The sequence below is a fragment of the Sphingobium sp. BYY-5 genome, from assembly GCF_022758885.1.
GTDB lineage: Bacteria > Pseudomonadota > Alphaproteobacteria > Sphingomonadales > Sphingomonadaceae > Sphingobium.
In genome coordinates, this window is record NZ_JALEBH010000001.1 from 139,516 (window position 1) to 166,483 (window position 26,968).

The 26,968-nt window shown below is 60.0% G+C and carries 20 protein-coding genes; 8 read left to right on the forward strand and 12 right to left on the reverse strand.

The annotated features are described in order from the left end of the window. Positions 1–10: 10 nt before the first annotated feature. Positions 11–1,090, forward strand: a complete 1,080-nt coding sequence (locus MOK15_RS00800; protein WP_242932589.1) for a sugar-transfer associated ATP-grasp domain-containing protein — start codon at positions 11–13, stop codon at positions 1,088–1,090. After that, positions 1,087–2,199, forward strand: a complete 1,113-nt coding sequence (locus MOK15_RS00805; RefSeq protein WP_242929845.1) for a glycosyltransferase — start codon at positions 1,087–1,089, stop codon at positions 2,197–2,199. Before MOK15_RS00800 ends, MOK15_RS00805 begins: the two co-directional genes overlap by 4 nt. 25 nt (positions 2,200–2,224) lie before the next feature. Here the strand turns inward: MOK15_RS00805 and MOK15_RS00810 are convergent, their stop codons facing one another. From MOK15_RS00810 to MOK15_RS00825, 4 genes are all read right to left on the reverse strand, one after another. Beyond that, positions 2,225–2,974, reverse strand: coding sequence for a 3'(2'),5'-bisphosphate nucleotidase CysQ (locus MOK15_RS00810; protein ID WP_242929846.1), 750 nt, complete (start codon positions 2,972–2,974; stop codon positions 2,225–2,227). Positions 2,975–2,982: 8 nt separating this feature from the next. Then, a complete protein-coding gene (cysN, locus tag MOK15_RS00815) occupies positions 2,983–4,896 on the reverse strand; it encodes a sulfate adenylyltransferase subunit CysN (RefSeq protein ID WP_242929847.1) in 1,914 nt (637 codons plus the stop codon). A gap of 121 nt (positions 4,897–5,017) precedes the next feature. Further along, positions 5,018–5,968 (reverse strand): sulfate adenylyltransferase subunit CysD, encoded by a 951-nt coding sequence (gene cysD / locus MOK15_RS00820; protein WP_242929848.1) that lies wholly within the window; start codon positions 5,966–5,968, stop codon positions 5,018–5,020. Positions 5,969–6,058: 90 nt separating this feature from the next. After that, positions 6,059–6,850, reverse strand: a complete 792-nt coding sequence (locus MOK15_RS00825; protein WP_242929849.1) for a sulfite exporter TauE/SafE family protein — start codon at positions 6,848–6,850, stop codon at positions 6,059–6,061. Between the two features lie 339 nt (positions 6,851–7,189). On the opposite strand from MOK15_RS00825, the gene MOK15_RS00830 reads away from it, so the two are divergent. Then, a complete protein-coding gene (locus MOK15_RS00830; protein ID WP_347567162.1) occupies positions 7,190–8,245 on the forward strand; it encodes a mannose-1-phosphate guanylyltransferase/mannose-6-phosphate isomerase in 1,056 nt (351 codons plus the stop codon). A gap of 153 nt (positions 8,246–8,398) precedes the next feature. Here MOK15_RS00830 and MOK15_RS00835 read toward each other — a convergent pair whose 3' ends face one another. From MOK15_RS00835 to MOK15_RS00850, 4 genes are read right to left on the reverse strand one after another with little or no spacing between them, the layout of a single operon-like run. Then, positions 8,399–9,649 carry a polysaccharide biosynthesis/export family protein gene (locus MOK15_RS00835; protein ID WP_242929850.1) on the reverse strand — a complete coding sequence of 417 codons (1,251 nt, stop codon included), beginning with the start codon at positions 9,647–9,649 and terminating at the stop codon, positions 8,399–8,401. A gap of 40 nt (positions 9,650–9,689) precedes the next feature. Further along, entirely contained in the window at positions 9,690–10,589 is a 900-nt protein-coding gene (locus tag MOK15_RS00840) for an NAD-dependent epimerase/dehydratase family protein (protein WP_242929851.1), read from the reverse strand. A gap of 13 nt (positions 10,590–10,602) precedes the next feature. Continuing rightward, positions 10,603–11,637, reverse strand: coding sequence for a GDP-mannose 4,6-dehydratase (gmd, locus tag MOK15_RS00845; RefSeq protein WP_242929852.1), 1,035 nt, complete (start codon positions 11,635–11,637; stop codon positions 10,603–10,605). A 33-nt stretch (positions 11,638–11,670) separates the two neighbouring features. Beyond that, complete coding sequence (locus tag MOK15_RS00850; protein ID WP_242929853.1) at positions 11,671–12,990, reverse strand: UDP-glucose/GDP-mannose dehydrogenase family protein; 1,320 nt, start codon at positions 12,988–12,990, stop codon at positions 11,671–11,673. 187 nt (positions 12,991–13,177) lie between these two features. Here MOK15_RS00850 and MOK15_RS00855 point away from each other — a divergent pair, with 187 nt between their 5' ends. Genes MOK15_RS00855 through MOK15_RS00870 form a run of 4 tightly spaced genes read left to right on the forward strand, consistent with a single transcriptional unit; the run spans position 13,178 to position 16,957 of the window. Beyond that, on the forward strand, positions 13,178–14,281 hold the full coding sequence (locus MOK15_RS00855; protein WP_242929854.1) for a hypothetical protein: 1,104 nt from the start codon (positions 13,178–13,180) through the stop codon (positions 14,279–14,281). Further along, positions 14,281–15,090, forward strand: coding sequence for an ABC transporter permease (locus MOK15_RS00860; protein ID WP_242929855.1), 810 nt, complete (start codon positions 14,281–14,283; stop codon positions 15,088–15,090). The genes MOK15_RS00855 and MOK15_RS00860 overlap by 1 nt, the downstream gene beginning before the upstream one ends. Further along, positions 15,087–15,743 carry an ATP-binding cassette domain-containing protein gene (locus tag MOK15_RS00865; protein WP_242929856.1) on the forward strand — a complete coding sequence of 219 codons (657 nt, stop codon included), beginning with the start codon at positions 15,087–15,089 and terminating at the stop codon, positions 15,741–15,743. Before MOK15_RS00860 ends, MOK15_RS00865 begins: the two co-directional genes overlap by 4 nt. Then, entirely contained in the window at positions 15,740–16,957 is a 1,218-nt protein-coding gene (locus MOK15_RS00870; RefSeq protein ID WP_242929857.1) for a glycosyltransferase family 1 protein, read from the forward strand. The genes MOK15_RS00865 and MOK15_RS00870 overlap by 4 nt, the downstream gene beginning before the upstream one ends. A gap of 48 nt (positions 16,958–17,005) precedes the next feature. Here MOK15_RS00870 and rfbD read toward each other — a convergent pair whose 3' ends face one another. The 3 genes from rfbD to rfbA are packed head-to-tail and all read right to left on the reverse strand — an operon-like array spanning position 17,006 to position 19,286. Continuing rightward, positions 17,006–17,863 (reverse strand): dTDP-4-dehydrorhamnose reductase, encoded by an 858-nt coding sequence (gene rfbD, locus MOK15_RS00875; protein ID WP_242929858.1) that lies wholly within the window; start codon positions 17,861–17,863, stop codon positions 17,006–17,008. Next, the gene (gene rfbC / locus MOK15_RS00880) at positions 17,860–18,405 is read right to left on the reverse strand and encodes a dTDP-4-dehydrorhamnose 3,5-epimerase (protein ID WP_242929859.1); all 546 of its coding nucleotides are present in this window, start codon (positions 18,403–18,405) and stop codon (positions 17,860–17,862) included. The genes rfbD and rfbC overlap by 4 nt, the downstream gene beginning before the upstream one ends. Next, positions 18,402–19,286, reverse strand: a complete 885-nt coding sequence (gene rfbA / locus MOK15_RS00885) for a glucose-1-phosphate thymidylyltransferase RfbA (protein ID WP_242929860.1) — start codon at positions 19,284–19,286, stop codon at positions 18,402–18,404. The genes rfbC and rfbA overlap by 4 nt, the downstream gene beginning before the upstream one ends. A 561-nt stretch (positions 19,287–19,847) precedes the next feature. On the opposite strand from rfbA, the gene MOK15_RS00890 reads away from it, so the two are divergent. Next, positions 19,848–22,496, forward strand: a complete 2,649-nt coding sequence (locus tag MOK15_RS00890; protein WP_242929861.1) for a hypothetical protein — start codon at positions 19,848–19,850, stop codon at positions 22,494–22,496. A 159-nt stretch (positions 22,497–22,655) separates the two neighbouring features. Here MOK15_RS00890 and MOK15_RS00895 read toward each other — a convergent pair whose 3' ends face one another. After that, positions 22,656–26,513, reverse strand: a complete 3,858-nt coding sequence (locus MOK15_RS00895; protein WP_242929862.1) for a glycosyltransferase — start codon at positions 26,511–26,513, stop codon at positions 22,656–22,658. Positions 26,514–26,968: the final 455 nt, after the last annotated feature.

Sequence of the window (26,968 nt, forward strand, 5' to 3'; positions counted from 1 at the left end):
TTTGTTCACCATGCGCGCGGTCCCCAAAAGGGACGAGAATAGCCTGCTTGCCGCCTATCATGGCGGGCTGCGGCGGCACTGGCCGCTTAGCGCGCGCGCTTTTGCGCACTTGCTGGCATATGGGGGGCAGGGTGGCTGGTCGGCATCGGAACGGCAGCTGCTGCCGGATGCTGTGCGACGGGCTGGCCTGTCGATGCGCGATCGCAAGGGCTTGCACCGGTTGCTCAACCCCGCCGCTTTTCCCTTCACGGCCAACCCGCTCAAGAACAAACAGCTTTTCGCCCAGGTCGCGCAAGCGGCGGGGCTGCCGATCGCGGCAGCCTGCGACCTGGCGCGCGAGGATCTGGCAGGCTGGCTGGCGGGAGAAACGGATATCATCGCCAAGCCCAGCTTCCGATCCAAGGGGGAGGGGGTAGAGCGGTTCCAGCGCATGGACGGCGGATGGCGGGGCGGCGGCGGGCCGATCGCCAAAGCCGCATTGCAGGCCCGGCTGCGCGACCTCTGGCAGGCGGGCGGTGTGATCCAGCGCCGCCTGCCGACGCATGAAATGCTGGCCGACCTATCGCCCGGCGCCCTGCCGACCTTGCGGGTCGTCACCTGCCTGGACGAGGTGGGCGCGCCCGAAGCTTGCGGCCTGGCGCTGCGCCTGTCGGCGGGTGGCGCGCGACCGGTCGACAATTTCAATGCCGGCAATCTGGTGCTGGGGATCGACGATTGGGGCGCTTGCCTGACCGCCTGGCTGGGCGGCGCGGGACGGCCGACACGGCACGACCGGCATCCCACCACCGATGCGGTGATCGTCGGGACGCCTGTCCCCGACCTGATCGGGGCGATTGCGCTGGCTGGCCGCGCCCATCTCGCCTTTGCGACGGGCTTCACCGTGATCGGCTGGGATGTTGGGCTGACCAGCGCCGGACCGGTGCTGATCGAGGGGAATTGGAACCCCGGCACCGACATATTGCAACTGGTGTCGGGGCGGGGGCTGGCCGACACGCGGTTGGGCGCGCTGTATCGTCATCATCTTGACCAGTTGCCGGCCGATCGCTGGCGCGCGGCGCGGGTGATGGAATGGGACCGGCGCGGCCGTTGATCTGTGTCTATGTCCATGCGCTGGTCGCGACCGGCGTGGTGCGCAATGCGCGTCTGATCGCCGCCGATCTCGCCGCGCAGGGTCATGCCGTGCAACTGGTCACGGCGCTGCCGGGCGGGGAGGGCGTGCCGGGCGTGACGCATCACGCGCTGTTGGAAAAAGCGCGGCCGTCGCGCTTGCGGGAAAAGCTGCACGCCGCCATCGCACTGCGCCGCCATTTGTTGCGCGAACGGCCGACGATGCTGATTTCGGCGGGAAATCACGGCCATGGCACGGCCTGGGCAGGCAGTCGTGGCGTTCCGGGGCTGAAGCGAGTCTATCGCATCAGCAATGATATCATGCGCGTCATCCCCGGCGCGCCTTCGGGTGGTGTCCGGCGGTGGGGCCGGATCGCGATGGCGCGGTTGATCGCGGCGGATGCCGCCCATCTGGTGCTGGTGTCGCCGACTTTGGCCGATACGCCCGCCTTTGCCGGCGCCGCGCGGGAGCAGCGGCTCAGCGTGATCGCCAATGGTATCGACGTGGTCGCGGCGCGGCGACGGATCGGGGACGCTGCGCCCTATCCCTGGCTTAACGAGGATGTGCCGGTACTGCTCGCGATCGGACGGCTCGCGCCGCAGAAGAATTTCGACACCTTGCTTCGCGCCTTTGGGCTGCTGCGCCGGGAAAGGCCCGCGCGCCTCATCATCCTGGGGGAAAGTCGCGACGATGCGCGTGAGAAACTGACCGCGCAGGCGCGACAGATCGGCATTGCCGACGATCTTGCGTTGCCGGGCACGGTCGCCAACGTCTTTCCCTGGCTGGTGCGGTGCGACGCTTTCGTGCTGCCGTCCTGGTGGGAAGGGTCGGCCAATGTGCTGTTGGAGGCGATGGCGGTCGATGCGCCCTGCGTCGCATCGATAAGCGCGGGCAACGCGGCGCAGTTGCTGAATGATGGCCGTCATGGCCTGCTGATCGATCCTGCCGACGCGCAGGCGATGGCGCAGGCCATGGCCCGGCAGATCGATCCGGCTACGCGCATCCGTCCGGGGGATCGTATCGCGATGTTCGGGATGGAGAGCGTGTCGGCCGGCTGGGGGAAACTGGTCGACAGATTATTGACCGGGTGATCGAAACCGCCCGGCCATAGGCGGATCAGGCGGCGTCCTTCGCCAGTCCGGCGATCAGGCCCAGCACCCTTTGTGCATGGTCCTTTCGGCAGATCAGCAGGTCGGGCAGATAGACGTCGCTCTGGTTGTAGACCAGCGGCGATCCGTCGATGCGGCTGACGTGCAGGCCATGGGCCAGCGCCACGGAGGCGGGCGCCATGCTGTCCCACTCATATTGGCCGCCGGAGTGGAGATAGATATCGGCCTGGCCCAGGATGATGGCCATCGCCTTGGCCCCGGCCGATCCCATCGGCACCAGTTCGGCGTTCAGCGTCTGCGCCACCGCCACCGCTTCGGCGGCGGGGCGGGTACGGCTGACGACCATGCGCAGTTTTTCCGGTGCGGGCGGCACCACGCGCGGCTGGTCGGACCGCAGCACCGTGCCGCCATCCAGCCCCGGCAGCGCGACCGCGCCGATCACGGGAGCGCCGTCCACCGCCAGCCCCACATGGACCGCCCAGTCGGACCGCGCCTCGCCATATTCGCGCGTGCCGTCCACCGGGTCGACGATCCACACCCGGCTCTTGTCGAGCCGCGAGGGATTATCCTTTTCCTCCTCCGACAATAGCCCGTCGTCGGGACGTGTTTCGCGCAGCGCGTGGCAGAGGAACTGGTTGGCGGTCTGATCGCCGGCCTTGCCCAGCGCCTTGGCGCTGAACAGGCCGGACGATCGCACCTCGACCAGGATGCGCCCGGCCACCTCGGCAAGATGGGCGGCGAGGTCGGCGTCGGTCATCGCCGCGCTCATGGGATCAGCCTCGCAACGATCAGGTCGGCCGCTTCCTCGGGGGTCAGGCTGGTCGTGTCGATGCGGATTTCCGGATCGTGCGGCGGTTCATAGGGACTGTCGATGCCGGTGAAATTCTTGAGCTGCCCTGAGCGCGCCTTCTTGTAGAGGCCCTTCACGTCGCGGGCCTCTGCGTCAGCCAGCGGCGTGTCGATATGAACCTCGAAGAACTCGCCTGGCTGCATCATCTGCCGCACCATGTCACGTTCCGACCGGAAGGGCGAGATGAAGGCGGTGATGACGATCAGTCCTGCGTCGGTCATCAGTTTCGCGACCTCACCCACGCGGCGGATATTTTCAACCCGGTCGGCATCGGTGAAGCCCAGATCCTTGTTCAGGCCATGCCGTACATTGTCGCCGTCCAGCAGGAAGGTGTGGCGGTTCATTCTGGCGAGTTTCTTCTCGACCAGATTGGCGATGGTCGACTTGCCCGCGCCCGACAGGCCGGTGAACCACAGCACGGCCGGCTTCTGGTTCTTGATGCCCGCATGGAAATCACGGCTGACATCGGTCGCCTGCCAATGGACATTCTGCGCGCGCCGCAGCGAGAAGTGCAGCATCCCTGCGGCAACGGTGGCGTTGCTGATCTTGTCGATCAGGATGAAGCCGCCGAGCGTGCGGTTGGCCTCATAGGGTTCGAACACGATCTGCTTGTCGGTCGACAGGTTGGCGACGCCGATCGCGTTCAGCTCCAGCGTCTTGGCCGCCAGATGCTCCATCGTGTTGACGTTGACCTGATATTTGGGCTGCTGGACCGTGGCGGTCACGGTCTGGGTGCCGATCTTGAGCCAATAGGAGCGGCCCGGCAGCATCTCTTCATCCGCCATCCAGACAATGGTCGCCTCGAACTGATCGGCGGCCTGGGGCGGATTGTCGGCGAGTGCGATCACGTCGCCGCGCGAGCAGTCGATCTCGTCGGCGAAGCAGAGCGTGACCGACTGGCCGGCCACCGCCTGCTCCAGATCACCGCCAAGTGTGACGATGCGGGTCACTGTCGACGTCTTGCCAGAAGGCAGCACTCGCACCGCGTCGCCCGGCTTCACCGTGCCGGTCGCGATCAGGCCGGAAAAGCCCCGGAAGTCCAGGTTCGGGCGGTTGACCCACTGGACCGGCATACGGAACGGCTTGTCCGCGTCGGTCGCGCTGTTGACCTCCACCGTTTCCAGATGCTCGATCAGGGCCGGCCCCTTGTACCAGGGCGTATTGGCCGACGGGCCGGTGATATTGTCGCCCTTGAATCCGGAGATGGGCATGGGCGTGAAGGCCTTGATGCCGATCGATTTCGCGAACTCGGCATAATCCTTGACGATGCCGTCGAACACTGCCTGGTCATAGTCGACCAGGTCCATCTTGTTCACCGCCAGCACGATGTTGCGGATGCCGATCAGATGGGCGAGGTAGGAGTGGCGGCGGGTCTGGGTGAGGATGCCCTTGCGCGCATCGATCAGGATGACGGCAAGGTCGGCGGTCGAGGCGCCCGTCACCATGTTGCGCGTATATTGTTCATGGCCGGGCGTGTCGGCGACGATGAACTTGCGCTTTTCGGTGGCGAAGAAGCGATAGGCGACGTCGATGGTGATGCCCTGTTCGCGCTCGGCAGCGAGGCCGTCGACGAGGAGGGCGAAGTCGATTTCCTGCCCCTGGGTGCCGACCTTCTTGCTGTCCGCTTCCAGAGCGGCGAGCTGATCCTCGAAGATCATCTTGCTGTCGTAGAGCAGGCGGCCGATCAGGGTGGACTTGCCGTCATCAACGCTGCCGCAGGTGATGAAGCGCAGCATCGTCTTATGCTCATGCACCTTCAGATACTGGTCGATATCCTGCGCGATGAGGGCGTCGGTCTTGTAGATGGGTTCTGCGATGGTGTCGGTCATAATGAGAAAATCCCGTTCGGGCTGAGCCTGTCGAAGCCCTCTACTGAGCGAAGCGAAGTACCTCCCTGCGGTCGGTAGAGCCCTTCGACAGGCTCAGTGCGAACGGAGGGAGTGTGCGGGTTCAGAAGTAACCCTCCTGCTTCTTCTTCTCCATGCCGGCGCCACCGGCGTCCTTGTCGATCGCGCGGCCCTGGCGTTCCGACGTGGTGGTGAGCAGGGTTTCCTGGATCACCTCCGGCAGCGTCTTCGCCTGGCTCTCGACCGCGCCGGTCAGCGGGTAGCAGCCCAGCGTCCGGAAGCGGATGGAACGCATCACCGGCTCTTCGCCGGGATTCAGCGGGAAGCGGTCGTCATCGACCATCAGCAACATGCCGTCGCGCTCCACGGTCGGGCGTTCGGCAGCAAAATAGAGCGGCACGATCGGCACGTCGTTCAGGTGGATATATTGCCAGATATCCAGCTCGGTCCAGTTGCTGATCGGGAAGACGCGGATGCTCTCGCCCTTGTTCTTCCGGGCGTTGTAGAGGTTCCACAGTTCGGGCCGCTGGTTCTTGGGATCCCAGCCGTGCGATGCGGTACGGAAGGAGAAGATGCGTTCCTTGGCGCGGCTCTTTTCCTCGTCGCGCCGCGCGCCGCCAAAGGCCGCATCGAAGCCATGGAGGTTGAGCGCCTGCTTCAACCCTTCGGTCTTCCACATATCGGTGTGCAGCGGGCCATGGTCGAACGGGTTGATGCCGCGTTCCTGCGCCTCGGGATTCTGGTAGACCAGCAATTCCATGCCGCTTTCGCGCGCCATCCGGTCGCGCAGGTCGTACATCGCCTTGAACTTCCAGGTCGTGTCGACATGCAGCAACGGGAAGGGCGGCGGCGAGGGGTAGAAAGCCTTGCGCGCCAGGTGCAGCATCACCGCGCTGTCCTTGCCGACGGAATAGAGCATGACCGGCTTCTCAGCCTCCGACACCACTTCCCGCAGGATGTGGATGCTCTCGGCTTCGAGTCGCTCCAAATGGGTCAGAGTCTTTGCGTCCACCACTATATCCTCGATCCTCGCAATTTTCGTGCGCAGAGCCATGGCAGCAAGCGGCGGGACGGGAACCTCCCAAATGGGAGGATGCTTCCTCATCGCCTATGCGATGAGGCCACGTAGCGCGGTATCCGTCGGTCAGCTAATCAGGCGCCAGCCCGCGACGAGCAGCACCAAGGCCAGCAAGGGCTGCAATACCCGTTCGGGCACCTTCGACGCCAGCATCGATCCCAGGATGATGCCGGGGATGGAGCCTATGAGTAGATTGAGCAGCAGGAGCAGGTTGAAATTGCCGATCCACAAATGCCCCATGCCCGCGACCAACGTCAGCGGGACGGCATGGACGATATCGGTGGCGACCAGTTTCTGCAGCCGCATACGCAGCGGATAGAGTGCGAGCAGCAATGTCGCGCCCAGCGCGCCCGCGCCGACCGAGGTCAACGTTACCATCACGCCCAGGAGCGCGCCGGCCGCCATCGTCAATCCGGCCTGGTAACGCAGGAAGGTGCCCGCCGTGTCGGTGCGGGCGTTGACCGCCCAATGATGGAAACGGCTGCGGAACAGGGTGGCGAAGGCGGTCAGGATCAGGACGATGCCCAGTGCGGTCATGATGAGGCCGCTCTTGACCTGATGGGCGTCGACCTGTGCCAGCAGGATTAGGACGATGATGGCGGCGGGCAGGCTGCCGATGCATAGGCGGCGGATCACTTCATAGTCCGGTCCGCCCTGCGCGCCGCCATGACGGTGATGCACAAAGCCGCCCACAGATTTCGTGATGGCGGCGAACCAGAGGTCGGTGCCGACCGCGGTGGTGGGGGCGACGCCGAAAAGCAGGATCAGGATCGGCGCCATCAATGACCCGCCACCCACGCCGGTCATGCCGACCATGACGCCGACGAACAGCCCGGCGATCGCATGTAACCAATCCATTCCTGTTCCTTAGCCAACCATCTTGTGATTTCGTGACGGCTGACAGGGCATATCGGCAGCAATCGGTGGCGGAAAGCCTTTTGTCGACTCATCCTGTTGATATTGGCTTTGCTTCCGTTGCGGTGACGGCGCTTGCGGCAATCGGTGGACCGACGGGAAAAATATCCGTTGTTGCGAGGGCGGATTGCATATCCCCGTTTGCGTCAATAGACAGTGGCCTGGGGGCGCCTTTTCGCATTTGAAGCTGGAAGCGGATACCGAGAAGGCTGCGTTTGACGCTAATTTTATCAGGGGAATCTGACCATTTCTTCCGTATATTTTTCTTCGCCGGTCTACCCGGTGATCTTGTCGGGCGGATCGGGGACGCGCCTTTGGCCTTTGTCCCGGTCCGAATGCCCGAAACAGTTCATGCCTCTCGTGGGCGATCGGTCGATGCTGCAGGAAACCTTGCTGCGTACCACGGACAAGGAAGGGTTTGCGCCGCCGCTGATCGTATCCAGCGTGGATCATGCGGCGCTGATCGAAGAGCAGCTTTCTGCCATCGGTATTGAACCAGCCGGGATCATATTGGAACCGGAAGGGCGCAACACGGCGCCCGCCATCGCCATTGCAGCGCGCTGGATTGCGGAACGGGATCCGGATGCGTTGATGCTGGTGATGCCATCGGATCATGTCATAACGGAAGTCGCCCGTTTTCATGCCGCAATAGCGGCGGCCCTGTCCGCGGGACGGGATGGGCATCTGGTCACGTTTGGAATCCAACCGCATTATCCCGAAACGGGTTATGGCTATATCGCAAAAGGCCCTGCGCTTGATGAGGCTGGCGTCATTCATGCGGTCGCGGAATTTGTCGAAAAGCCGCTGCGACCATTGGCGGAGACTTATCTTGCCAGTGGGCGTCATTATTGGAATGGCGGTATCTTCCTGTTTGGGGCGCGGGCTTTTCTCGATCAACTGGATCGTCATGCGCCGGAAGTCGCCGTTTCGGCTGCGAAAGCCATGGCAAGCGCCAGGGTAGAGGCGGGCTTCACCTTGCCTGATGTGACCGCCTTCCGTGCGAGTCCCAATGTGTCGATAGACGTGGCTGTGATGGAGAAAACCGACCGGGCTGCCGTGGTACCGGTGGATATGGGCTGGTCCGACGTTGGTTCATGGGAAGCGCTATGGGCGATTCGCGCCCGTGATGGAGATGGCAATACGATCAAGGGAGGGGCAGTAACCATCGATGGTGCGGGCAACCTCATCTATGTCGATGGTGGCCCGCCGGTTGCTTCGGTCGGTCTGCGCAACATGGTGGTCGTGTCGACCGCTGCAGGCATATTGGTGATGCCGCGCGATCGGTCTCAGGATGTAAGGCTGGTTATCGATCGAATCCGGATGGGTGCTTTCGACTGAGCAATCTCAGTTTGGGTGGCGAGTGGGCGTCCGCTCGTGCCGTCCTGTCTAAAATCCTGGGGAGGCTCGACCGCTCCCCCGGATTTCTCGATTAGATATACGCGCAATTTGTGCGGATGTTGACCAACTCTCGGTAGGACAGGTCGAAGAAGGTCAATTCCTGTTCACAACATTATCGACCGTAGCGATCGGCAATATGGTCGACGCCAAGAGGTTGATGACCCTCTGAACGTCCGATATCGGATTGCTGGACACGTACAGCACATCCTTGTTGCGGATCTGAAAATACTGCATCATGAAATAGGTCGCGGGATCTTTCATGTCGGCGCGGTAGATGACCGGCACGCGCCCGTCCGGCCTGGCGGCAACGTCAGGACCGAGATTTGGCACCACGGCGGGATCCTCCCAGCGGAACAGGAACACGCCTCTCGGATCGGCCCGGCCATCCTGAAGTCCGCCGATGCGTCCAACCGCCTGTGCAAAGGTGATGCCCGTTGCTTCGAAGGTGATCTCCTGATTCTGGCCGATCGCGCCCAGTGCAATGAAGCTGTAAGGCTGAAACAACGCCGTCACAATGTCGCCTGGCCGCAATACTACATTCTGCCTGGGGTCGTTGATGACGGAGGTCAGCGGCATGGAAAACACCTTGCCGCCGCGACTGATCTGCACCGTCATCTTTTCCGCCGGATGCTTGGTACCGCCCGCGGCAGCGATCGCATCCAGGATAGTCTCTCCCTTGGGTGATAGCGGTATGCGACCGCTCGTTGTGACTTCACCGACTACGGAGGCATTGGCGCTCACGTTGCGAAACAGCCTCGCCGCGACCTCGGGCAGATGCGCCTTGCCGCGCAAGCGGTTCACGATCGCCTTTTCGATATCCGGCAATGTGCGTCCCATAACCTGCACCTGGCCCGCGAAGGGGATCGAAATATAGCCGGACGGATCTACGACAAAATCCGGTAGCACTGTCGAGCGGCTGGTGTCGACATTTGCAATATCGGAGTTACTGCCACCGAACAAAACGGCCGGCGGTGCTTCCCAAATGGTGATTCTCAGTACGTCACCAGCACCAACAATCTCGCTTACGGCAGGAGAAGCGCCCAGTTCGCCGGCGAAATCGGGCGTGGATGTGCGAACCCGCTGCGCGACCATCGGCGCATCCAGGTTGATGACCTGAATGCCCTGAATCGAAATGCTTTCGCTTTTACCAGCATTCGCAATCTGACTCGTACGCGGGCCTACCGTTGTGCAGGCGGATGTCGCAAGCAGTATGCTCACAAGGCAGAGTTTCGGAAGGCGAGCGCCGATCAGGCAATGCGACAAGCGGTTCATGAATTCTCCCAGAGCCCCCCGGCTCGACATGGCATGTAAAATCAGCCTTTCGACGAACCAGTCTTCAAACATGGTCGTCCGCCTCATACTCGCAGTGTTTCCACCTGTCACCTCATGCTCTCAGCATCCAGGACAGTGTTTCGTCAAGCGGAATGCGGGAAAGAGGTCCGATAACCGACTCTATGCGTGCGGCTGATCCGCAGAGAGTCTTCACTTCGTCGGCGCGGACAAATGCGGGATTGACCCGGACCCCGAATTCATGGGGTGAAAGCGCACGCACGGTGTCCAGCACATGCTGAAGACTGATCGCCTCGCCGGAACAGACGTTAAAGGTTCCGCCAATCGCAGCGGGCGCCGCCAGCAATCGGGCATAGGCGTCAACCACCATGCGAACGTCCGAAAAGTCACGGGCGACATCCAGATTGCCAAGTTCGATGACAGGCGCCCCACGGCGGACATGGTCGATGATCTTGGGAATGAGGAAGTTGATGGATTGACCATGACCAGTATAGTTGAACGGCCGGGTCACGATGATCGGCAACCGCGACGCGAACAGATTGCATATCAGTTCACTCGCCACTTTCGTGAGGCCATAATCATTCGCCGGCGCGGGCGACATGGCTTCATCCAATATGCCCGCGCGGCCATTTCCATAAATATTCGCGCTGCTGGCGACGAGGATGGATTGCGGTTTCCGCTTCATCGCCTCCAGCGCACCGAGAAGATTGCGCATCCCGATGACATTTGCGCGGTACATTTCTCCAATGTCGGCATGGGCGACAAAGGCGATCGCAGCGAGATGAACGACATGGTCCGGCTGAGCCGCCTCGATCACGGCGCGCAAACCTTCGGCATCGTCCAGGTCGCATATATAGGAGTCGGCAACGCCCTCGATGGAACTGTCGACAGGATCGCGCAACAAACCGCTGACCTGATGGCCGCTATCAGCAAGTCGCTTGGCAAGATAGCGGCCCGTAAAGCCGCCCACGCCGGTAATCAGGGTCCTGGTCATGGCCGGTCTCTTGTCAGAAGCTTGCGCCGGCTTCATTGCGGCGGAGGTCTGCCAACACCATCATCTCGCACAGCGCTTCCAGGGTCGTTTGCGGTGCCCAGTCCAGCATCTGCTTGGCGTAGCTGGCGTCGCCGATCAGCAGTTCGACTTCGGCCGGTCGGTAGAAGCGTGGATCAATGCGCATGACCGTCTTTCCGCTCGCACGGTCGATGGCGATTTCTTCACTGCCCTCACCGGAAAAATCGACTGCAATCCCTGCAGCCTTGAAGGCAAGGTGAACGAAACTGCGCACAGTTTCGGTACGGTTCGTGGCCAGAACATAGGTGTCCGGCTTTTCAGCCTGCAATATCCGCCACATGCCTTCGACATATTCCTTGGCAAAGCCCCAGTCGCGGCGAGCATCGATGTTGCCCAACATCAGGCAATCCAGCTTGCCCTGTGCGATCTTGGCAACACTGTCTGAGATTTTGCGTGTCACGAACTCGCGGCCGCGCAGAGGACTTTCATGGTTGAACAGGATGCCACTGCATCCGAAAATGTCGTAACTTTCCCGATAATTGACGGTGCTCCAATGGGCATAGAGCTTAGATACGCCATAAGGGCTGCGCGGCCAGAAGGGCGTGTTTTCCGTTTGCGGAACCGCCTGTACCTTGCCGAACATTTCCGACGTGCTGGCCTGATAGAAACGGATTGCCGGATTGACGACGCGAATGGCCTCTAGCAGGTTGAGCGGACCGATGCCGGTGATTTCGGCCGTGGTCAGCGGTTGGTCGAACGAGACGCCGACGAAGCTCTGCGCCGCGAGATTATAGACCTCGGTGGCTTCGGATCGCTGCAACAGCCGGATTGATGCGGATAAATCGGTCAGGTCATATTCGACCAGATGCAGGTCGGGATGAGCGGCGATTCCCAGTTCTTCGATCCGCCAGAAATTGACTGAGCTGGTACGGCGATAGGTGCCATAGACCTTATAGCCCTTGCCCAACAGAAGCTCGGCCAAATAGGCGCCATCCTGGCCTGTAATTCCCGTAATAACCGCTGTTTTCATAGTTTCGTTCTATCCAATTACCGTAGCTAAAATTCAGTTGTCTGTGCCCATTCCGCCGACGCGGGAGAGGGCGAAGCCAGCGTCTGCGGCTTCTGCGAGTGGGTATATGTTGCGCAGGTCGACGAGGACGGGCTGGGCCATGGAGGTGGCGAGGCGCTTGAGGTCGAGGGCGCGGAAGATGTCCCATTCGGTGACGAGGACGAGGGCGTCTGCGCCCTGTGCGGCTTCATAGGCGTCCTTGACCATGGTGACGCCGGGGACGAGCGGCGCTGCGACCTCCATGCCTTCGGGATCATAGGCGACGACCTTGGCGCCGGCATCTTCGAGCGCCTGGACGATGGCGATGCTGGGGGCGTCGCGCATGTCGTCGGTGTTGGGCTTGAAGGTGAGGCCGAGCAGCGCGACCGTCTTGCCGCGCGCGTCGCCGCCCAGCGCCTTGACGATCTTGCGGCCCATTGCCCGCTTGCGCAGGTCGTTGACCTGGACCACCGTCTCGACGATGCGGATCGGGGCGTCATGATCCTGCCCGGTCTTGACCAGGGCGAGCGTATCCTTGGGGAAGCAGGAACCGCCATAGCCCGGCCCTGCGTGCAGGAATTTGGAGCCGATACGGTTGTCCAGGCCAATGCCGCGCGACACGTCCTGCACTTCGGCGCCGACCGCCTCGCACAGGTCCGCCATCTCGTTGATGAAGGTGATCTTGGTCGCCAGGAAGGCGTTGGCGGCATATTTGATGAGTTCGGCGGTGCGCCGGCCGGTGAACATCAGCGGCGCCTGGTTGAGGTTGAGCGGGCGATAGACCTGGCTCATCACCGCAATGGCGCGCTCCGACCCGGTGGTGCCCACAACGACGCGGTCGGGGCGCTTGAAGTCGCCGATCGCTGCGCCCTCGCGCAGGAACTCAGGGTTGGAAACGACCTGGATGTCGAGGTCCGGGCGCAGGTCGCGCGCGATCCGCTCAACCTCGTCGCCGGTGCCCACGGGCACGGTCGACTTGGTGACGATGACCGCCGGGCCATCGAGCGATTCTACGATTTCCCGCGCTGCAGCATAGACATAGCTCAAATCGGCATGGCCATCGCCCCGGCGCGAAGGCGTGCCCACCGCGATGAAGATCGCGTCCGCGCCCTTGACCCCGTCCGCAAGGTCGGTGGTGAAGGTCAGCCGACCGGCTGCCGCATTGCTGCCTACCAACTGGTCCAGCCCCGGCTCGAAAATCGGCATCCGTCCCGATTCAATCGCCGAGATCTTGCCTGCATCCTTGTCGACGCACACAACATCATGACCAAAATCCGCAAAACAGGCTCCCGACACCAAGCCTACATAACCCGTGCCGATCATCGTGATTTTCATGATGCCTAACGGCCCCCGCGATAGGATTTGAGTTTTGCCCTAGCATGCTGATTTCTGATTACAAAGCAAAAGCAGGGGCGGTGTCGGCCTTCCTTTCATCGCACTATTGCAGTGCGTCATTCAAGTCACTGGACTTTGGCGGAAGCACCTCCTAACACAGCGGCGAAGAAGGGGCGTCTGGGTGCCGATGATTAAAATTCCTGAGCGTGTTGGCGGATTGCCGACCTTGTTTGTCGTTGCGGTTTTGATTCCCACGATAATTGCGGCAATTTATTTCGCGTTCAGTTCCGATGTATATATGTCGGAATCGCGCTTTGTGGTGCGCAGCCCCGACAAGGGATCAAATTCCGGCCTGGGTGCCCTGTTCAAGGGCGGCGGCCTGTCGAACGATGCGAACGAAGGTTATGCTACGCATGACTATGTGATTTCGCGTGATGCTCTTGCTACGCTCAATCGCGATGGATTGGTTACACATGCCTATGGCAATCAGGACGTGTCATTGTTCAACCGTTTCGATCCTTTCAAATGGAAAGGCGGACGGGAGCGGCTTTATGATTATTATTCCAATAAGATTGAAGTAAATCACGACACGGTGTCTTCAATCACAACCCTGAGGGTGCGGGCTTTTTCCCCGGATGATGCGTTTGAGATTAACCGCCGCCTGCTTATTCAGGCCGAAGCGCTGGTCAACAAACTGAACACGCGGGCGCGTGAGGATCTCATAAATTACGCAACGAATGAATTGGATGATGCCAAGGGGGTGGCGCGCCGCGCCGCACTCGCCCTGTCCGAATATCGGAACAGGGAAGGCATTGTCGATCCGGAAAAGCAGGCGACCGTCCAACTGCAAATGATCTCCAAATTGCAGGACGAGATGATCGCGACGAAGACCCAGTTGGTCCAGTTGCGTATTTTTACCCCCCAAAATCCTCAGATTCCCGTGCTTCAGGCACGTGTTGAGGAATTGGGCAGGGAAGTTAACCAGCAGATTGGTCTGGTCGCGGGCAGCCAGAAATCGCTTGCGGCGAGTGCGGTCCAGTTTCAGCGGTTGCAACTGGAAAGTCAGCTTGCTGACCGGGAACTCGCTGCCGCCATCAGTTCCTTGCAGGAAGCTCGGAATGAGGCGCGACGCAAGCGCGCTTATGTCGAGCGTATCGTCGAACCGAACAAGCCGGACTATGCTGGAGAACCGCGTCGCATCCGTGGTATTTTGAGCACTTTTGTCGTCGGCCTTGTCGTTTGGGCGGTGCTCTCCATGCTTATCAGCGGCGTCAAGGAACATCACGACTGATGGCTTCCGGCGATCATAACGTCCCGCAGACCAGCTTGCTGCAATCCTGGGTGGTCCAGCGACGCATCATTTTCGCCCTGGTGATGCGGGAGATCATCACACGCTATGGTCGCCACAACATCGGTTTCCTGTGGCTCTTCGTCGAGCCAGCCACCTTTACCATTGGCGTGACGGTGCTTTGGACGATAATGCGTTCGGTACATGGAGCTAATCTGCCAATCGCAGCCTTTGCCCTAACCGGCTATTCCTGCGTCCTTGTATGGCGCAATATGCCGTCGCGGGTGGTCGGGGCGATCGAACCTAACCTGTCTTTGATGTATCATCGCAACGTCCGGGTTCTGGATATTTTCATTGCGCGATTGTTGCTGGAGGGGATTGCCGTCGCCACTTGTTTCCTGGTGTTGACGTTGGTGTTTGCTGCCATCGGTTTGATGAATCTGCCTGAAGATCCGCTCAAGGTCGTTGTCGGTTGGTTGATGCTGGCGTGGTGGGGAGTGGCATTGGGCATGTTCATCGGTGCTCTGTCGTATCGTACCGAGCTTATCGACAAATTCTGGCATCCCGTCACCTATCTGCTTTTCCCTTTATCTGGTGCAGCCTTTCTGGTGGAAATCCTGCCGGAGGGTTTCAGGAAGGTGGTACTTTACCTTCCCATGGTTCACGGCGTGGAATGCGTGCGCGATGGCTTCTTTGGGTCTCAATTTACGCCCCATTATGACCTTTTCTATATGGGGATGATCAACCTCGTTGTTTCTTTTCTGGCGCTGATCGAAATTCGACGGGCCAGCCGGAACCTGGTCCCCGCATGATCCAGTTGGAAAATATCGCGAAAGCCTATCATACGCGGTCGGGGCTTCATTGGGTTTTCCGCGATGTAAACTTCAAGATCGAACGTGGCGAGAAAATCGGCATATTGGGTCGAAATGGCGCGGGAAAATCAACTCTGATCCGGCTCATGGGTGGGATCGAGCAACCCTCAAGAGGGCGCATTCTAGCCGATATGTCGATCAGTTGGCCGCTCGCTTTCTCCGGTGCGTTCCAGCATTCCTTGACTGGAATGGACAATCTGCGGTTCATCTGTCGCGTCTATGACAAGAATCCGGAAGAAGCCGTGGAGAAAGTCGAGGAGTTCGCCGAACTTGGACGTTTTCTGCGAGAACCCATAAGATCCTATTCAGCGGGTATGCGCGCGCGTCTGGGCTTTGGTATTTCTCTTGCCGTCGACTTCGATTGTTTTCTCATCGATGAAATCGTTGCTGTGGGCGATACCCGTTTTCAGCAGAAATGCCATGAGGAACTGTTTGTGAAGCGCCGGGATCGCGCCATGATTATCGTGTCGCACAGCGATAGCTATATTCGCGAACATTGCGATCGGGCATCGGTATTGTCTGGTGGCACATTGCACCATTTCACCGAAATGGAAGACGCCTACGCTTATTATCTGGCGCACGACAGGGAATGAGCTGGTTCGCCCGGCTGCTGCATCCCTTCCTCCCATCGGTAGCCCAGCAGCCCAAGTGGGAAGCGCGACGATTGCTGGTCGATGTTTCCACCATAGCGCAACATGATGCCGGAACCGGCATCCAGCGCGTGGTCCGGGCGATCTGGCTGCATCTTCATGCAATGAATCTGGGCGATATCACGCTCATTCCCGTCGCAGCGACCGCGCGGCGCGGATATAGCATCGCCGGTTTCGATCCGGACACCGGCCGATTGTCGCTACCCGATGCCAAGGCTCCGTTACTGCGGGCTGGGGCAGGGGATATCTTCCTAGGTCTGGATCTTGCGGCACATCGTCTGTCGCGGCATGAGGGGCAAATCGCTCGCTGGCGGCGGCAAGGGGCGAGTATCCATATCCTGGTCTATGATCTACTGCCGCTCCAGCACCCCGAATGGTTCCCCGCGAGCACCGGGCGCAATTTCCGGAAGTGGATAAAGATACTGGCCCGCCACGCGGATAGCGCCATCTGCATCTCGCGGCAGGTCGCGGCGGATTTCGATGAATGGCTTGCGGCGACCGGCGCCCGGCGGCGCGCGAAAATTGCGCTTCCTGTCATTCCCTTAAGCGGGGCGGTCGATGCCACCCGTCCCACCCGCGGTGTCGGCGACAAGGGGCACGAGGTCATTGCCAGTGTTGAACGACGGCCGACCGTGTTGATGGTCGGCACGGTGGAACCACGCAAAGGCCATGATTGCGTGCTCGATGCGACGGCGCATTTATGGCGTGTGGCGGGGGAGGATGCGCCGAGCCTGATTGTCGTGGGGCGTCCAGGCTGGCGCACCGATGAGTTGCAGGCGCGGATGCGGACGCTGGAAGAGGAGGAATCCCGTTTTACCTGGCTTAGCAAGGCATCCGACGAACTGTTGAGCGCTCTCTATGCCCGTGCGGCACTGGTAGTGGTAGCTTCGCGGGGCGAAGGGTTCGGCTTGCCGATCGTCGAGGCATTGCGGCAGGGACGAAAGGTGCTGGCCCGCGACCTGCCCATATTTCGGGAACTGGCGCGGCCAGGGCTGTTTTATTTTCACGATGAGGCGCCTGAGGCGCTGGGCGCGGCGATCCTCAGCACATTGCAAGAGCAAGATCCGGCGCCTTGGGCAGGCGATGGCTGGGATGACAGTACGGCTGCCTTGCTGCAACTTCTTGGCCTGAAAGGCGAGGCGGCGGTTCAACCCTGATCGATCGCGGCGCCAAGGCGCAAAGTCGAACAGACGGGAGCGAGGGCGTTACCCCTCTGCCCTGATGGCATCGATCATGATGCGCAGGTTGGCGCGCCAGTGCGGTGTGGGGCCACCCAGCGCGGCATAGGTCGTCGCCTTGTCCAGCACCGAATAATGCGGCCGTTTCGCCGGCGTTGGATAGTCGCTGGTCGGGATCGGCACGATCCGGGCAGCCTGACTCAGCAAGCCTGCTGCCAGCCCTTCTTCCTGGATAGCGACGGCGAAATCATACCAGCTTGCGGCGCCGCTGTCGGTATAATGATACAGGCCCGTGACGCCGGCGCCCGCCATCGTCCACAGCGCGGCCGCCAGACCCGGCGCATAGGTCGGCGTACCGATCTGGTCGGCGACGACGCGCACTTCCGGCCGCTCCCCCATTAGCCGCAACATCGTCCGCACGAAATTGCCGCCGGTGGGCGCATAGACCCAGGCGGTGCGCACGATGAGCGCATCCGGCCCGGCCAGTTGCTCGCCGCTCAGCTTGGTACGGCCATAGGCGCTCAGCGGGCCGGTGGGCGCGTCGGGCGCATAGGGCACGCCGGATAGGCCATCGAACACGAAATCGGTCGAGACATGGACGAAGCGCGCGCCGACAGCATGGGCGGCACTGGCGAGCGTGCCGACGGCCGTGCCGTTGATTGCCAGCGCCAGTTCCTCTTCCTGTTCGGCCTTGTCGACCGCCGTATAGGCGGCGGCGTTCAGCAGCAGGTCGGGCTTTTCCTGGGCGACAAAGGCTTGCACGGCCTCTGGCCGGGTGATGTCGAGTTCATCTGAGCCGACGCAGGTCAGCACGGCATTGGCGGGCGCGGTCGCCTGCAGTCCGCGGCCCAACTGGCCCTTGGCCCCGACGATCAGCGCCTTCATGCGAAAGCCTCGATCTCATGCAAGGAATGGCCGACCGCGTCCTTGCCGGATAATTGCGGTTCCAGCCCTTCGAGTGGCCATTCGATGCCGATGGCCGGATCGTTCCACATCAGCGAATGTTCGGCGGCCGGATCATAGGTGGCGGTGCATTTGTAGAGGAACTCGGTGCCATCCTCCAACGCGATGAAGCCATGCGCGAAGCCTTCGGGCACCCAGAACATGCGCTTGTTGGCGGCGGACAGTTCCACGCCGACCCATTTGCCGAAATGCGGGCTGGACTGGCGAATGTCGATCGCCACATCCCAGACGCGCCCGGCCGTGACGCGGACCAGCTTGCCCTGCGGATTGGGGTTCTGGAAATGCAGCCCGCGCAACACGCCTCGCGCCGATTTGCTGTGATTGTCCTGTACGAAGGTCAGGTCGAGCCCCGCTGCCTTGAAGGCGGAGGCGTTCCAGCTTTCGTAGAAGAATCCACGATCGTCACCGAACACCCGCGGCTCGATAATCAGCGGACCGGGAATGGCCGTTTCAATGACGTTCATGCGATCGCGCCCTTACCCTTCAACAGGTCCATCAGATAATTGCCATAGCCGCTCTTGCGCAGCGGCAAGGCCAATGCTTCGAGTTGGGCGTCATCGATGAAGCCCTGCCGCCAGGCGATTTCCTCCGGGCAGCATATTTTGAGACCCTGCCGCTCCTCCGTCACACGGACATAAAGGGCCGCATCGAGCAGCGATCCATGTGTGCCGGTGTCGAGCCAGGCATAGCCGCGTCCCATGATCTCGACCGAAAGCGACCCTTCCTCCAGATAGAGGCGATTGAGATCGGTGATTTCCAGCTCGCCGCGGGGTGAAGGTGCCAGGTCGCGGGCCATGTCGACGGCGCGGCCATCGTAGAAATAAAGACCGGTGACGGCATAATTGGACTTGGGCTGTGCCGGCTTTTCCTCGATCGTTTCGGCGCGACCATCCTTGTCGAAGGACACGACACCATAGGCAGCCGGATCTCTGACATAATAGCCGAAGACCGTGGCGCCGCTGTCGCGTTCGCTCGCGTGGGTCAGCAGGTCGACCAGACCGTGACCGTGAAAGATATTGTCGCCAAGAACCAGCGTGGACGGGTTGCCGCCCACAAAGTCCGCGCCGATATGATAGGCTTGGGCCAAGCCCTTTGGTTCAGGTTGGACGGCATAGGACAGGGATATGCCCAGTTCCTTGCCGTCGCCCAGCAGCGCCTGGAAAGATGGCGCATCATGCGGGGTCGTGATGATGAGGATGTCGCGAATCCCGGAGAGCATTAGTGCCGATAGCGGATAATAAATCATCGGCTTGTCGTAGACGGGCATTAATTGCTTGGAGACGCCTTTGGTCAATGGATAAAGTCTAGTGCCGGAACCGCCCGCCAATATTATTCCCTTGCGCACGTCTCTCTCCCATAGAAGGCGTTTTGGGGGTGTAAATGCCGGTCGCAGCGATTGCAAGATGATGTTGCGGTGCATCAAATAACGGTTGCAGGAGCAATCCTGTCATATCTCGTGAAGGAGAATCGTCTACAGCCACCCTCATCGAAAAGTGGTCCGACGAATAGTTGTTTGGATGCGGTCAATTGTGCGTGCGTCTTCAGGAGGGTTGGCTGGCGCGCCCGTTGAATCGTCGGCAGGTTTGATGTGTCGCATAGCTAAGTTGCGCCGCTAAAGTGAGGCATAATGCGGGCTTTCTCATTGACATGCGGGGTGCTGCGGTCAGAGATAAGAGGGATCAGGGGTGAAGAGGCGGGCCTTTAGGTGAATGATACGGTGTCGACGGTAGAAACAGGCGCGGCCAGCGGTGATAAACGGCCTGACCGGGCCGAGGATGATCTGGCCATTGGCATTTCCGGAGAACCAAAACGCACGGCTGTTCTGGTTGTGGCGATGCATCGTTCCGGAACCAGCGCCTTGTCGCGCGCCCTCAATCTTCTGGGTTGCGATGCACCTCCGGATAAGATGCCGGCAGACAAGTTTAATGAATCGGGCTATTGGGAATCCCGGCCTATCTATGAACTGAACGAGAAGATTCTGAGTTCGGGTGGCGGCGGTTGGGCCGATTGGCAGGAATTCAACCCGAACTGGTTCCGGTCTGCCGCCATGGATCGCTATCGCGAACGCGGGGTGGCGTGCGTCGAGGCTGAGTTCGGCAATTCCAACCTGTTCGTCATCAAGGATCCACGCTTCTGTCTGCTGATGCCCTTCTGGCGCAGCGTGTTTGAATCCATGGACATCGAACCGGTCGTTATCCATACGCTGCGCAATCCGATCGAGGTTGCTCGGTCGCTGGAACATCGCAACAAATTCCTGACGTCGAAGGGCGTTTTGTTGTGGTTGCGCTATACGCTCGAAGGTGAGCGCGGCAGCCGTGGCCTACGTCGTTTCTTCACCAGCTATGATGATCTGATGGAAGATCATGTCGGCTTCATCGAACGGTCGCAGGAAGCATTGGGTCTGTTCTGGCCGCGCAATTCGGACAAAACGCGCCGGGAACTTGGCGCATTTCTGACAGACGGATTGCGCCACCATCGCGAGCACGCCAAAGCGCTGCGTTCGCTGCATTATGCCGCCAAATGGGTGGAAACCGCCTATGATGTGTTGCGGGATTTTGCGGCGCGCGGAGAGGATGAGGATGGCCGGACGGCGCTTGATGCCGTCCATGCCGAATTTACCGCAGCCAGTCATGGGCTGGGTTCGATCGCCAAGGACAATGACGAGCGTTTCGCGCAACTGGCGCAGATGCAGGAGGAACGGGAGGCGCTCCAGGCTCGACAGATCGAGCAGGAGCAACATCGGATCGCCCTTGAGCAGGAGCGCGACGGGCTGCTGGAGCAGGCCAAGGCGATGGAAGAGGTCATTGCCCAGTCGAGCGATCGGTCGGTGGCAAGCAGTGCTGAGGCGAAGGCAGCGACTGCATTGCAGCGAAGCGAAGCCGCCCTCAAGGAAAAGGCTGCGATCGAGGAGCAACATCGCGAGGCGTTGGAAGAACGCGAGGCGTTGCGCGCCAAGGCGCGATCGCTGGAAAGCGAAATTGTGCAATTGCGCCAGCGGTCCGATGAGTTGAAGGCGGCGCAGGCGGAGGTGGAAGCGAAAGCTGTGGCGGCGCAAGAGCGCGCCGATGCCATCCAGCGGGCGAAAACGGCGCTGGAGGGGCGTCACCTGGCGACGCAGAAAGAACGAGATGCGCTTCGCCAAATGCAAGCGGAACTTGAGAAGGAGCGGGATACCGCCCTTGCGGATGGCAAGGCCGCGCGGGAGGAAACCGAAACGCTCCGGAGAGATTTGCAACTGCTGCGCGGCGCCTATGTGTCGCAGGCGGAGGTGGAAGCGAAAGCTGTGGCGGCGCAAGAGCGCGCCGATGCCATCCAGCGGGCGAAAACGGCGCTGGAGGGGCGTCACCTGGCGACGCAGAAAGAACGAGATGCGCTTCGCCAAATGCAAGCGGAACTTGAGAAGGAGCGGGATACCGCCCTTGCGGATGGCAAGGCCGCGCGGGAGGAAACCGAAACGCTCCGGAGAGATCTGCAACTGCTGCGCGGCGCCTATGTGTCGCAGGAGGTGCAATATACTGAAACCTACACGGAACGGAACGCGATCAACGCCGCGCTGGCAGAGCGTGAGGCATCACTGACGTCGCTGGAGCGCGAATTCAACGACACGAATGACGTGCTGGAGATGCGAACGCGCGAACTCGCCGATGTCATGCGTTTCCTGGCGGACGTGGAGCGGTCGGCAACCGACAGCCAGATAAGGGCGACACAGACCGAAAAGCTGGCGAAGCAATGGGAATCGCGCTCTGCTGAGTTGGTGGAGGAACTGGCGCAGGCGCGCGCAACCACCGATGCGCAACTTGCGGAGTTGCGAGATAGTTTGGCGCAAACCGAAAGTGCATTGCGGCAACGCCAGCTTGAGACGGAGCAGGCGGCGGATGCTCTGCTCGATGCGAAGAAGCAGGCGCAAAACGAACGTGAGGAATATGCCGGCGCGCAGTCCCGGTTGGAACGCGACTTGGCGGAAGCGCATGGAAAGCTGGAAGAGCTGAAGAATATACGGGCCGAGCTGGAGGAATCGGTCAATGCGCGATTCAACGAGATCGCGCAGATTACCGAACAGCTTGCGACGCGGGAAAACGATCTTGCGCAGATTACCGAGCGGCTTGCGACGCAGGAAGACGATCTTGCGCGCATGCATGGCGCACTGGCCGACCAGGAAAAGATGCTTGCGGACATGGATCGCCAGAAGAGATTGTTGCGCGCAACGGCTGCCGCCAGTCAAGCTGAACTGGAACGCCGGGAGGCGGAAGCAGCAGCATCGCACGTTGCAAGCCTGAATCTGTATCAGCATTTCACATCAGCGCTGCAAGCCATGCTCGCGAACGCCGTGCTTCCCTTCGCTTCCTTAACTCGCAAGCGGACGGAGGCGCGACAACGTGGCATCCTGGCGGAGTATGCGGCCTTTGACGCTGACTGGTATGTCGCTGCGCATCCGGATCTGGTTGATATGACGATGGATCCCGCGCTTCATTATATCCGTCATGGTCTGGCGGAGGGGCGCGCGCCCAATGCTGCGATGGAAGCTGTGCGCATCGCCGCTGTACAGGCTGAATGATCCTGTTCTGGGGCCGATCAACAAGATAATCGGCCTTCCGTCTGACGGCGCGTCAACAACGGCTGTTCGTTCACCCGATGCGAGCGATCTGGCGATGGTGGCCGAATTTTTGAGCTATATGGTCATGGATATCAGCAAAATATTGTTCCATCGACCTAATTACTTACTTATGCTCAAAGTGTTTCTAACAAGATCGTCAAAATTTCTGAACGCATCGTTTATTCCAAATTTGTTCAGAATGTGTCTCTTTATTCGATCACCCTGCCTCTGTACGGATTGAGCGCTGTTGATCGATGCTTCCAGGGCGACGATCCAGTCGCGTAACATGTTCTTGACCAGGCTTATTCCCTCGATGCCCGTGAACATGGCTCGATAGGATGGCACGTCGGAGACGAGCACCGGCAGGCCGAGCGCTGCCGCCTCCATCGCTTCCAGTCCGCTTTGGTGATGGTTGAGGGCGGGGTCGCTCAACGGCGCCAATGCAAAATCGAAATCTTTGGCCAGATCGCGCAACCAGTACACGAAATGCGTATAACTCTGCACGTCGGCTGGTACGTCGATCCGTTCTGCCCAGGCAGGGACGGGATTGTCCTGTACTCCGATCATCGCCATGCGGAAATGGGGGTGCCGTGACGCAATGACGTCAAGCGCCGGTTGGATCATACCAAAATCAGGGGTCTGGATAAGATTGCCGAAATACAGCGCGCGCACATGGCCATCATTCTGTCGGTGCGTCGCAGGTCCGCGCCAGAGTGCCGTGCTAAGCTGGTTGGGTAAATGGTGTGTGTCGCGATCCAATGCCGTCATGCGCGTCTGCAAGGACGCGGTCGATACTGTCACCCCTTTTGCGTTATCGATAAGAGGTTGCAAATGTGGTGCGCAGGCCTTGTACGCACCGTCGGGATCCCTGTCGTCCGGCATGCCCGTCAGATCGTCATCCAAATCGATCATATAGCCGATGCATGCTTCGTCACAGGCGTTTAACAATGGCTCTACCATTGCCGCCGGAATGACGTTTCCCTGGAGAATTGCGCCGTCGATGCTTCGGCTGCGCAGGTTGGCGAGCAAGGCATCGGGCGTCATGCGCACGTAAATGGCGTCGCGGGCAAAATCATTGCGGGAGCGTTCCAATAACCGAACCTCGGTGGAAATGCGCGCGCGTGTCAATGGCGGTTCGGTAGGCGTGGTTACGGCTATGAGGGGCGCGAGCGCCTGGCCGCGCGCCTGACGGTAGATGTTGAGATATCGTCCGCCCATTAACTCCGTCGTTTCGCCCAGGCCGGCCCCTTCCTGCCATGCGGTAAGGGCTGCATCCACGCGATCCTGCTCGCTCTTGTCGAACGCGATGGCCAGTATCTGCTGATAGAGGGCGTCGATATCCTGGTGCGGTAGCACCCAGCCCGCACCGCTTTCTTGAATGCGTGTGGCAACGGTAGGGAAATCAAGGACTATGGAAGGGACGCCAACGGACCAGAGTTCCGTCAAGGTATGGCAGTAGGTTTCGTTCCAGATAGAGAAGATGGCGCCAAGATGGATGTTCAACGCCTGGACGCGCAAAGCGAAGTCGTCCCGCTCATAGCGGCCGTGCCGGATGATGTTCGGATGGTCGATGTTCTGGGAATCGTCGGTCGTGCCCAGGATGTGGAATTGCAGTAGGCCTGCCTTATCGGCTTCTGCCAGGGCCTGTATGACGCCAAGGCCCTTCGCAATATCGATGTTTCCGGGAATGAGTATGCGCAGGGGCTCGCCACGCCGGGGGCGGACGCGCGCACGGGAAAATTCCGAAAAATTGCGGCCATGCGGAATGACATGGAATTTTTCCGGTTCGATTCCAGGTAGATATTCTAGAATCGTCGCACGAGTACTGGGCGACGTGGTGACGAACGCATCGCAAACGGACAGTGCCTGGCCGAAACGTTTGCGCCAATGTCTAATCCAGTTGGCCCCTTGATAGGGCATAGCGTCTTTGGGCCAGAGATCGGAAAACACTTCCCCTGTCAGCGCATCCAGATCGCCGCCATAATAGGTTCCATCCTCCTGCAGCAGTTTGATGGAAGGGCAAAGCGCATAGAAATCATGAAAGGAAAAGACGACGGCGCAACCATGCATCTTGGCGATGTTCGGCAGATTGAGACTGTGCCACGCCAGATGGCGGATATGCACCAGTTCGAAGTCGAAGCGACGCAGCCATTCTCCGACGATTTCGTCATATTCCGACGAAACATGCCGCAATGGTTCTACGGCTTCATGCAATTCGTGGCTGGCGACCTCCTCGAATATATTTCCGTTCTTGCGTATGAGCAGCAGCCGTTTGCTGTCGCAGTGAAGGAGCCAGGAATCAAAGTCGTCTGCCAGCGCGTTCATAAGGTCGAGATTGGTCTGCGGGGTGCCGCCCGCTTGTGTGGCGATGACGAACAACAATCTTGGCTGGGTCGCCCGCGCCGTGCTGCAATCCTGTACGGCCAAATGGACGCACATGCGGGCCAAGTTGATGTCGGCGCTAGTCGAAAAGGCGCGGATGGCGCTTTCATATTCCGGATAGCGCATATCGATCATCACACGACCCGCCTGCATCAACATAGTCTTGGCGGTGGTGGATTTTTTCGGGCGGCCATGAAAGACATAGGTGCGGTCATCGATCAGATGCGTCCATCCCGCCCGACCGGCGCGCATACAGAAATCACGCTCCTCGCCAGAGCCATGGGGGAATGTCCTGTCGAGTATACCGATTTCGTCCAGGCAATCGCGGTTGACGAACATGCAGAAGCCGTTTCCCGTCGGCGCCACGGGATATATGCTCAGGCTGCGGCGCTTGAAAGCGCGGGCAAAGGCGATTTCATCGACGCCAGGGGGCAATATATTATCATCGTCCATGTTCGGCGCCGAAAAGGCGCCGGCGCGATCCGACATGGCTGTGACGGTCGCAACGCGAGGGCGTGAACTGGCGGCCGTCAACATGCCCTCCAGCCAGCCGGGCGTTACGCGCGCATCACTGTTCAGCATGACGGCATGTTTCCGGCCGATGCTGTTCAGCCCCTTATTGATGGCTTCTGTGAGTCCCAAACCATCATCGTTGCGCAGGACGCGCATGTTCGGATGTGCCTGTGCCTGCTTCATCAGTTCCGAAATACGCGGATCGGTTGAAGCGTCGTCGATGAAAAGGATGTCGACATCCTCGGATGTGAAGGCGGCGAGTCGCTCGATGCAGACTTTCACGTCATCCGCCGCATTGTAGATGGGGACGATGACGGCCGTCTCCGCCAGATGGATTTTCGGCACACGGGCATGGCTGCGCAGGGCGCGCCTTCCCGTTTCCACCTTTATGTCGTGGCTTTCGATCTTTCCGTCGGGCAGCCGCAGCGCAATATTATATGTGCCTGGGTCAAGCAAATACAACGGCATGGCAACCTGAATGCCGCCTTGTCCTGCCGATCGCTCGTCGCGCAAGAGGTCATCGCGGCGCTGGTGGTTCCGGACTTTGCAAAAAAGGGCGCCGTCTATGAGTATGTCGACGGAGAAAATCTGCATCTTGTTGCAGCCATTGACGGCCCAACCGCGCAATTCCTTGTCCGTTACGCTGTCGATATGCGCGCTGCAATGATATGCGGCTATATGCTGAAGCGCTTCAATCTGCTCGATGGTTGCACGCAGGCTCACAGGTTGCTGCAACAGGATGGTCCGGTCGGCGTGCGACCGGATTTCGACCATGACCTCTTCCTTGTTGCCCAAATTGTGCGTCAGCCGGCCGTCCGTCACAAGCGAGCAGGCGAAACCATATTCACCGGAGCCAAACCCGGCGGTGATCAGGTCCGGTCGGCCGATATTTGCGGTTGCCGCAACGGCAACGGCTACGCCATCCACCCATATGTCGATGGTCAGCGGTTCGGCTTTGCCGTCCACCTTGATCCAGCCGAGGATAACGCCATCCTTGATCTGATCGATATGGCCAACATAGGCTTGGTCCATTGCCCGGCCTGCGTCAGGGGTGCCGCTGCGTGCGCTAACTAAGCTGGTCATGTAGAATCCTGGCGCATTCTCTATGGTGATAGCCTGTGCATGAGTGCCCGCTTAGCGACGGGGTGGATATTTGGATATACGAACTTGTTATGGAAATGTTTCCAACCATCTAGCGGGATATAGAAGAAACCATGGATTGCCGTTGGTCCCAATGTGACGCCCAAGAATCTTATGACGCTGTTTCCGGGATCACGGTGACGCATTGATTCCTGGTCGATGTTACAGATCAGATGGGCTGACCAGATCACGCAGAACTTCTTTCATCTGCTGCCCGAATCTGCACGAAATCGTTAAGGTAAGCAAAAGATACGTCCTTAATTTAGGGCATTTTGTCGCTTTTGATACTTTTTGACATTCTGGCATCCTTGATTTGAGCCATGCACAGGGTCACGCTGATTGTGTCCCCGATATAATGAACGATAAGCGCAAGTTTTATGCGTCGCAGATGCCTGGGG

What these genes read in the sequence shown, in the direction of transcription:
- cysN (WP_242929847.1), bottom strand. Translation starts at nt 4,896, where the DNA reads ATGACCGACACCATCGCAGAACCCATCTACAAGACCGACGCCCTCATC.
- MOK15_RS00840 (WP_242929851.1), bottom strand. Translation starts at nt 10,589, where the DNA reads ATGACCAGGACCCTGATTACCGGCGTGGGCGGCTTTACGGGCCGCTAT.
- rfbD (WP_242929858.1), bottom strand. Translation starts at nt 17,863, where the DNA reads ATGAAGGCGCTGATCGTCGGGGCCAAGGGCCAGTTGGGCCGCGGACTG.
- MOK15_RS00895 (WP_242929862.1), bottom strand. Translation starts at nt 26,513, where the DNA reads ATGACCAGCTTAGTTAGCGCACGCAGCGGCACCCCTGACGCAGGCCGG.
- rfbC (WP_242929859.1), bottom strand. Translation starts at nt 18,405, where the DNA reads ATGAACGTCATTGAAACGGCCATTCCCGGTCCGCTGATTATCGAGCCG.
- MOK15_RS00850 (WP_242929853.1), bottom strand. Translation starts at nt 12,990, where the DNA reads ATGAAAATCACGATGATCGGCACGGGTTATGTAGGCTTGGTGTCGGGA.
- MOK15_RS00865 (WP_242929856.1), top strand. Translation starts at nt 15,087, where the DNA reads ATGATCCAGTTGGAAAATATCGCGAAAGCCTATCATACGCGGTCGGGG.
- MOK15_RS00800 (WP_242932589.1), top strand. Translation starts at nt 11, where the DNA reads ATGCGCGCGGTCCCCAAAAGGGACGAGAATAGCCTGCTTGCCGCCTAT.
- MOK15_RS00870 (WP_242929857.1), top strand. Translation starts at nt 15,740, where the DNA reads ATGAGCTGGTTCGCCCGGCTGCTGCATCCCTTCCTCCCATCGGTAGCC.
- MOK15_RS00860 (WP_242929855.1), top strand. Translation starts at nt 14,281, where the DNA reads ATGGCTTCCGGCGATCATAACGTCCCGCAGACCAGCTTGCTGCAATCC.
- MOK15_RS00810 (WP_242929846.1), bottom strand. Translation starts at nt 2,974, where the DNA reads ATGACCGACGCCGACCTCGCCGCCCATCTTGCCGAGGTGGCCGGGCGC.
- MOK15_RS00835 (WP_242929850.1), bottom strand. Translation starts at nt 9,649, where the DNA reads ATGTTTGAAGACTGGTTCGTCGAAAGGCTGATTTTACATGCCATGTCG.
- MOK15_RS00825 (WP_242929849.1), bottom strand. Translation starts at nt 6,850, where the DNA reads ATGGATTGGTTACATGCGATCGCCGGGCTGTTCGTCGGCGTCATGGTC.
- cysD (WP_242929848.1), bottom strand. Translation starts at nt 5,968, where the DNA reads ATGGCTCTGCGCACGAAAATTGCGAGGATCGAGGATATAGTGGTGGAC.
- gmd (WP_242929852.1), bottom strand. Translation starts at nt 11,637, where the DNA reads ATGAAAACAGCGGTTATTACGGGAATTACAGGCCAGGATGGCGCCTAT.
- MOK15_RS00855 (WP_242929854.1), top strand. Translation starts at nt 13,178, where the DNA reads ATGATTAAAATTCCTGAGCGTGTTGGCGGATTGCCGACCTTGTTTGTC.
- MOK15_RS00890 (WP_242929861.1), top strand. Translation starts at nt 19,848, where the DNA reads ATGCCGGCAGACAAGTTTAATGAATCGGGCTATTGGGAATCCCGGCCT.